The sequence below is a fragment of the Mucilaginibacter sp. P4_E8 genome (genome assembly GCF_056401495.1).
In genome coordinates this window covers 1-7,072 of sequence record NZ_JBFUJG010000199.1, presented here as the reverse complement: position 1 = coordinate 7,072, position 7,072 = coordinate 1, and the positions used below count along the sequence as shown (strand labels likewise).

Sequence of the window (7,072 nt, the reverse complement as noted above, 5' to 3'; positions counted from 1 at the left end):
ACACAATGCCATATAGTTTGGTTACAACTTGTAGCTATATCTCTGTTATACTAATTATAAGTCCTATACAGGGGTAAATTTCCGTTTTTCCAATACATCTTCTTACGTGCCGGTCTATTCTACTAATAATTGTCAATCGATAATATTTGATCATTTAGATAAGAATTAAGATGGAAATAGTTCAGGAAAATATATTAAATCTTATCCGGGACCATTGTTCCGCCTATTGGGAACTTAACGTGTTTAAAGATCACATTATCATTAATTTGCCGGAAACTAACGAGGATTACCGTTTAGCATACACTAAAGCCAAACAGGAGATCACGGCCTGTGTAAAGCTGCATTTTCCGGAAAGAGATACGGAGTTGTTATTTGAGGTGAGGAATGGTTCGTGGAACTGTAGTTTTAAGTTAATGAACACTACCAGTCCTCGCGTTGCTCATTAATCCAATACGCTTATCTGATCAATAATTTTAATAACCTATCTCAATCGTTGTTTGGTAAGTCGCCTCGTTGCTGATGTTATTAATAATAAAGTGACCAACATCTGCTCGTGAAATGCTCAAACAATTTTTCAGGAAGCTATTGATGGCAAAACGGTAATTACCGGTCGCAGGCTTGTCGGTAAGCTGCGGCGGGCGCATAATGGTCCAGGTACTATCACTTTCCTTTACCAATTTTTCCATTTTTCGCAGATCGTCATACATGTTCCGCAACAAATTTTGAACAATATATTTGGCCACCAACCTTATAAAAAAAGGAAGTACCGGGCTTATTTCAATAGCAGATGCAGAAATAAAGAAAACGCGGCTTACCCCCATCTTACTCATGGCTGCTAAAAGATTAACGTTACCCTGGGAATATAGCGTTGTGGGCTTGTCGCTCAGTAAACCTCCCTTTACCCCTATTGCTGATATTACAGCATCCGTGTTAGGCAGGTATTTTTCAAATGTTTCGGGCTGCATGATATCTCCCTGCACAACTTCCAGGTTATGATGTGCAAGGGTTAGGTTGGCCGGATTACGTAATACAGCGGTAACCTTGTGCCCGGCTTTTAGCGCCATTTCAATGCATTGCCTACCTATACCCCCATTTGCTCCTATTACTAATAACCTATATACCTGTGATTTTTGTTGAAATTCCATTTGATGATCTTACTTTAAAATACTTTGATTCTTTTTTTGAAAGCTTTATTAATAAACACATGACAGATAGGTGAACCCCCACCGGCATTTTCAGAAAAATGCGTGCTTCAAGCAATATCCTGATGATGCCTTTCATGATTGGCTAATTAAATTTAAAAACGCTTAAAAAGATCACTACGAAAAAGATGATCAGCTGACTAAGATAAAACCAGTTTAAACTGGCCCTCAAACTATCAACTTGCCCGGTAGTATCTGAGCCGTTTGTAGTCATAATTTTTCTGAGCTTTAATCCCTGTCTTCTCCCCACAAGCAAACTGTTCAGAATTAAAATAATGACCAGGCCAAACTTTATCCTGAACCATAATTGCTCGCCAAAAACGCCATGTGTTAATGCCATCATCCCAATGCCTGTGAGTATGAGCAAGGCAGCGCCAATACCCGCCAGCCTGGAAAATTTTGATGTAGCCTCTAACAACCCCGTCGACCGCTCCTGTCCCTTGTCAATTAACTCCCAAAAAGTTTTAAATGCTGAGTAATCAACAATGGTGGTACCTGCCATCAAAATAAGCCCTGTAACATGCAGCGTTAACAGACCTTGAAGAAAAGTTAGTGTGTTCATGTTTAGTAATTTTATTTATAACAATTTGAATGATAACGATGTACAAAAAATCAAATACAACATTAATTATAAACTATACCTTTTGGTTGTATTTACATGCAAACTTATACCTTTTGGTAGTAAATAACAAATATTCTTGTTATTTATTTAGATTTGCTACCAAAAGGGAGTAATTACATTGAACAAAACAGTAGAATTGGTTAAGCTATGGGGACTTTATGAAGATCAGCACCCAAATGGTACTATAGAAGATTTCTGTCGTCATCACCTGTCATTACCTGTAAAAGACGAAAAGCGGATTGCTCAGGAATGGCAATTGCTTCCCGATATAAACGGGAGGCTCATGATACTGCTTAGAAGGATAGGGAAATATCACATGGTTTATTCCAATAAAGCACTGGAAGGTACCGGGCTTGATCAGATTGAAGAATTTGGTATACTGGTAACCATTTTTAACCAGATCAATCCCATAAAGTCAGAAGCGATCTATAACAACATCATAGAATTATCAAGCGGTACCAATATGCTCATCAGGTTAAAAAAAAGAGGATTGATCAATGAATATCCAGATAAAGAGGATAAGCGCGTTAAAAGACTAAAGCTGACCGTAAAAGGCGAAGAAACTATTAAAGTAGCAAAGGACAGGGTTCTTAAAGTTGCCGCGATGATGATGCATGGCCTCACTGATGAGGATAAACAATTGTGCATCCAGCTACTTACCCCCATTAATGAGCGCTTTGATGGCATGTTCCAAAAGCAAAAGAATAAAACTTTCGAAGAAATATTCAGGGAAATGATGTAGCAGCATCCAGGTATATCTGTCTGATTAAGCTTCATWTTTACTGGTGGATGAGATCTGTCCTTTTGGTTATTCAATAAAAAGCACTATATTTTATCTAAATTTATAGCACCGTCTATTTACCTAAGCCATTAAAAAATGTCAGCCACCACTATTAACCAGGTTATTGATTCCCTGCAAACCATAATTACAGAAAGCATTGCTACCAATAGTCGCATGGGATATTTTGCTGCTTTATACTACAAGGTAACTGCAAGCGTACGCGATGGTATTGCCAAAGGGCAGTTTGAAAATGGGCCGCGCATGGAAAAATTCGACGTAGTATTCGCCAATCGCTACCTCGACGCTTATGCGGCCTGGAAAAGCAAGCAACCCCTCAGTGCATCATGGCGCATAGCTTTTGAAATGACCGAAAGTTCATCAACCMTGGTTTTACAGCAACTGCTGCTGGGCATGAACGCGCACATTAACCTTGATCTGGGTATAGCCGCCGTTGAGGTATCTAACGGCAATATGGATGGTGTTCAGAAAGATTTTGATTCCATTAACACTATTATCTCAGCGTTAACTTACGAGGTAATAAATGAGATCACCCGGGTATCGCCCCTGTTATCGTTACTGGGCCTGCATTCTTCCAATTACTCCATACTTATCCAGTTCAGTATAAGCAATGCCCGCGATGGTGCCTGGTGTTTTGCCGAAGATCTGCTAGAAAAACAGAACGCCGCCTATACCGATTGCATAACGGCCCGCGATAAAACCATTACGCAGCTTGCACAGGGTCTTGCACATGCCACTGGTATTATGCGCGTTACACTCTGGCTCATCCATGTTTTTGAGTGGAAAAGCCCATCAAAAATTATAAAAGCCCTGCATGATTATCAAAAGGAAAAGATAGTTGTGAACCCGGCTACAGCTACACCCAGCCCTATTTAACCATAAATTTACATTTAAATAGTTTTTTGGTCGTAACAATCTGATCCGATGATATATCCAAATAGTGCACAAAGCATATAAAAGTTTTGATTTGTCGCAAAGTGCCCCGTTAAATGTCGGATACGCCCATTTAACAAATAGGCAGGCGACAGTAACTTTGGATATAAAATTTACAGTTATGAAAAACACAAATAACACGCTGGTTCAAATACCACTAATCATAATGGCAATGATGACAGCTAATAATATACAGGCACAAACCAAAGAGCTGGGCCAATATGTCAATATAAATGGCATTAAAATGTATTACGAAGTTCATGGTTCCGGAAAACCATTGGTACTTATACATGGCGGCGGCTCCACCATTAATACCACCTTTGGTAAGATATTGCCCATGCTGGCCAAAACCCACCAGGTTATTGCTGTTGAGCTGCAGGCGCACGGCCATACCGGCGACAGGGACGCGCCAGAAACTTTTGAGCAGGATGCTGATGACGTGGCTGAGTTGCTAAAACAACTGAACATACCCAAAGCTGATATTTTGGGTTTTAGCAATGGTGGCAGCACAGCTTTGCAAATAGGCATAAGGCACCCTGATCGGGTAAACAATCTGATCGCCATTTCGGCTATATATAAAAGGGATGGGATGTATCCATGGTTCTGGGATTTTATGGCTAAAGCCACTTTCAAAGATATGCCGCAGATATATAAGGATACTTTTTTAAGTATTACCAACGACCAGGCCAAACTGCAAAACATGCATGATAAAGATCTTAGCAGGATGCAGAACTTTAAAGACTGGAAAGCAGAAGATATCCAATCTATTAAAGCGCCTACGCTAATTGTAGTGAGCGATCAGGATGTTGTACGCCCGGAACACGCGGTAGAAATGAGTCGTTTATTACCTCATGGCAGGCTGGCCATATTGCCGGGCGGTCACGGTGAATTTTTTGGCGAGATAAACTTTAAGGATACCGGCAGTAAGATTCCAGAGTTGTTTACAGCCATGGTAGATGAGTTCCTTACAGGTGCTAAAAAGCAAAACAATATGCCTTTCTAAAATCAAATAATAACTATCTAAAATATATCGACATGTCATTCCAGGGATATCTTACCACCATCAAATCAAAAACAGGCAAAGGTCCGCAAGACTTCAGAAAACTGGCCGAAGAAAAGGGCTTTACCCAAAACGGCGAACTCAAATCAAGCACCAAAGCCGGCGATATAGTAAAATGGCTTAAGGACGATTTTGACCTTGGGCACGGGCACGCCATGGCTATTTTTGCCTTACTAAAGGGCATAAAAAATGAAGATAGCGAGTAGAGGACTATGGAACGGTGGGACTATAGGGCTATGAGACGATAAGACTATGGACTATAAGACGAGCAGAGTATGGGACGATGGGACGATAAGACATAAGACATTTTTTACTCTTTTCCTTTCATCTTTATTCTTCCTGTTTTTGCTCCATTTGTCCCATAGTCTTACAGTCATATCGTCCCATAGTCCTTCTATCCCAAAAATCCATTTTTCAACAATCATTGCAGCGTCCACTTGGTTTATCTACCTTTCGCCCCTTATATTTTTTTTGAAGAACGCTGTACATGAAAGTTATTATTGCCGAAAAACCATCCGTTGCAAGGGAGATAGCCAAAGTATTTGGCGCTACTACCAAAAAAGACGGGTACATTGAAGGCAAGGGATATACTTTTACCTGGGCGTTTGGTCACCTTTTGCAACTGGCTGCACCGCAGGAATATGGCTTTTATGGCTGGAACATTCAAAACCTGCCCATGCTGCCGCCCAAATTCAAGCTCAGCATCCGCAAGGTTAAAACCAAAGATGGTATTGTAGAGGATCCTTCTGTAAGGAAACAGCTTGACACTATTAAGGCCTTATTTGATGAAGCCACCGAGATCATTGTTGCTACCGATGCCGGGCGCGAAGGCGAGCTCATCTTTCGCTATATATATTATTATCTTAAATGTAAAAAGCCCTTTAAACGGCTTTGGATCTCATCCCAAACAGACGAGGCCATTAAGGAAGGTTTCCGAAACCTGAAACCAGGCAGTGATTATGACACGCTGTTCAATTCGGCCCACTGTCGCTCGCAATCCGACTGGCTCGTTGGGATGAACGCCACACAGGCACTCAGCATTTCGTCAGGAACCCGGTCGGTACTTTCCTTAGGCAGGGTGCAAACCCCAACGCTGGCCATGATCTGCTCCCGCTACCTCGAAAACAAGAACTTTGTACCCCAGTTATTTTACCAGGTGAGTATCCAGGTTGATAAAGATGGGCAGGTTTTTAGGGCGATATCTGCTGATAGTTTTAAGACCAAAGAGGAAGCACAAACCGTTGTTGATAAAGTAGAAGATGTACCCACCGGGTTTCCCAATGGTGGGCATATTGTTAGTGTGGAGGCCAAGCCCCGTAAAGAACCACCACCCCTGCTGCATGACCTGAGCAGCCTGCAACAGGAAGCCAATAAACGCAAAGGATTTACTGCCGACCAAACGCTTACCCTGCTGCAAACCCTTTACGAAAATAAGCTGGTAACCTACCCGCGTACCGGCAGCCGTTATATTGGCGATGACGTATTTGCTGGAGTGCCTGCACTGATTGATAAGTTTAAAGATCACCCTGAATTTGGCAAACAGGCTACCTATCTTACCACTGTAACGCTGAACAAACGCAGCGTAAACGCAAAAAAGGTGACCGATCACCATGCCATACTCCCAACCGGCGAAACACCGGGCCAGCTATCAAAAGATCTGCAGGCGGTTTATGACCTGGTTGCCGCGCGCATGCTGGAAGCTTTTCACCAGGAATGTATCAAGGAGATCACCAAAATTACGGTACAATCGGGCGCTATATTTACGGCCAGCGGTACGGTAATCAGTTCGGCTGGCTGGCGGGCTGTATTGAATGAGCCCGATGAAGAAAAGAAGGACGAGGAAAATGCAAGCCTGCCTAAAGTGCAAAAAGATGAGCGTTTACCCATAGTTGAAAAAAACCTGCTCGAAAAACAAACCAAACCCAAGCCACTTTACAACGAGGCCTCTTTACTAAAAGCACTTGAAACAGCCGGTAAGGAGATAGAGGACGAGGAACTGCGTTACGCCATGAAAGACAGTGGTCTCGGGACACCCGCCACCCGGGCATCCATTATTGAAACATTGATAAAAAGGGATTACATCATCAGGGAGAAAAAGAACCTGGTACCTACCGAAACCGGCCTCAATGTATATCATGTGGTAAAAGATCAGAAAATAGCGCAGGCTGAGCTTACCGGTAACTGGGAAAAACGCCTGGAAGAGATCCGCTCCGGCGCTTCGGTAAATGATTTTCAACAGGAGATCAAAACCTATACCCGGAACATTACCCAGGAACTATTACTGGCAGGCAAGGGATTGATGACTAAACGAAAAGAGGCTGCGAGTACTCAGCAATAAGTGGGTAAAATGACTCATAATGTGTATAAAACTGTCATTTTTAGCACAATTTACGGGAAAAGATTATTCTGACCTATTTACCTATAAAAATTTTTTTTATACTTGCCTTATCTATAAG

8 protein-coding genes are annotated in these 7,072 nt (G+C 41.9%); 6 read left to right on the top strand and 2 right to left on the bottom strand.

The window, feature by feature from the left end; genetic code table 11:
* The first annotated feature begins 170 nt into the window (after nt 1-170).
* Nucleotides 171-446 carry a hypothetical protein gene (locus AC1DRQ_RS28510; protein ID WP_477429063.1) on the top strand — a complete coding sequence of 92 codons (276 nt, stop codon included), beginning with the start codon at nt 171-173 and terminating at the stop codon, nt 444-446.
* Nucleotides 447-473: 27 nt separating this feature from the next.
* Here AC1DRQ_RS28510 and AC1DRQ_RS28505 read toward each other — a convergent pair whose 3' ends face one another.
* Entirely contained in the window at nt 474-1,145 is a 672-nt protein-coding gene (locus AC1DRQ_RS28505; RefSeq protein WP_477429061.1) for an NAD(P)-dependent oxidoreductase, read from the bottom strand.
* A gap of 142 nt (nt 1,146-1,287) precedes the next feature.
* Nucleotides 1,288-1,764 (bottom strand): hypothetical protein, encoded by a 477-nt coding sequence (locus tag AC1DRQ_RS28500; RefSeq protein ID WP_477429059.1) that lies wholly within the window; start codon nt 1,762-1,764, stop codon nt 1,288-1,290.
* Nucleotides 1,765-1,942: 178 nt separating this feature from the next.
* Here AC1DRQ_RS28500 and AC1DRQ_RS28495 point away from each other — a divergent pair, with 178 nt between their 5' ends.
* From AC1DRQ_RS28495 to AC1DRQ_RS28475, 5 genes are all read left to right on the top strand, one after another.
* On the top strand, nt 1,943-2,566 hold the full coding sequence (locus tag AC1DRQ_RS28495) for a MarR family winged helix-turn-helix transcriptional regulator (protein ID WP_477429057.1): 624 nt from the start codon (nt 1,943-1,945) through the stop codon (nt 2,564-2,566).
* 135 nt (nt 2,567-2,701) lie between these two features.
* Complete coding sequence (locus tag AC1DRQ_RS28490) at nt 2,702-3,499, top strand: DUF5995 family protein (RefSeq protein WP_477429055.1); 798 nt, start codon at nt 2,702-2,704, stop codon at nt 3,497-3,499.
* A 178-nt stretch (nt 3,500-3,677) separates the two neighbouring features.
* Complete coding sequence (locus tag AC1DRQ_RS28485; RefSeq protein WP_477429053.1) at nt 3,678-4,559, top strand: alpha/beta fold hydrolase; 882 nt, start codon at nt 3,678-3,680, stop codon at nt 4,557-4,559.
* Between the two features lie 32 nt (nt 4,560-4,591).
* Nucleotides 4,592-4,822, top strand: coding sequence for a DUF4287 domain-containing protein (locus AC1DRQ_RS28480; RefSeq protein ID WP_429395644.1), 231 nt, complete (start codon nt 4,592-4,594; stop codon nt 4,820-4,822).
* A 281-nt stretch (nt 4,823-5,103) separates the two neighbouring features.
* Entirely contained in the window at nt 5,104-6,954 is a 1,851-nt protein-coding gene (locus AC1DRQ_RS28475) for a DNA topoisomerase 3 (RefSeq protein WP_477429051.1), read from the top strand.
* Nucleotides 6,955-7,072: the final 118 nt, after the last annotated feature.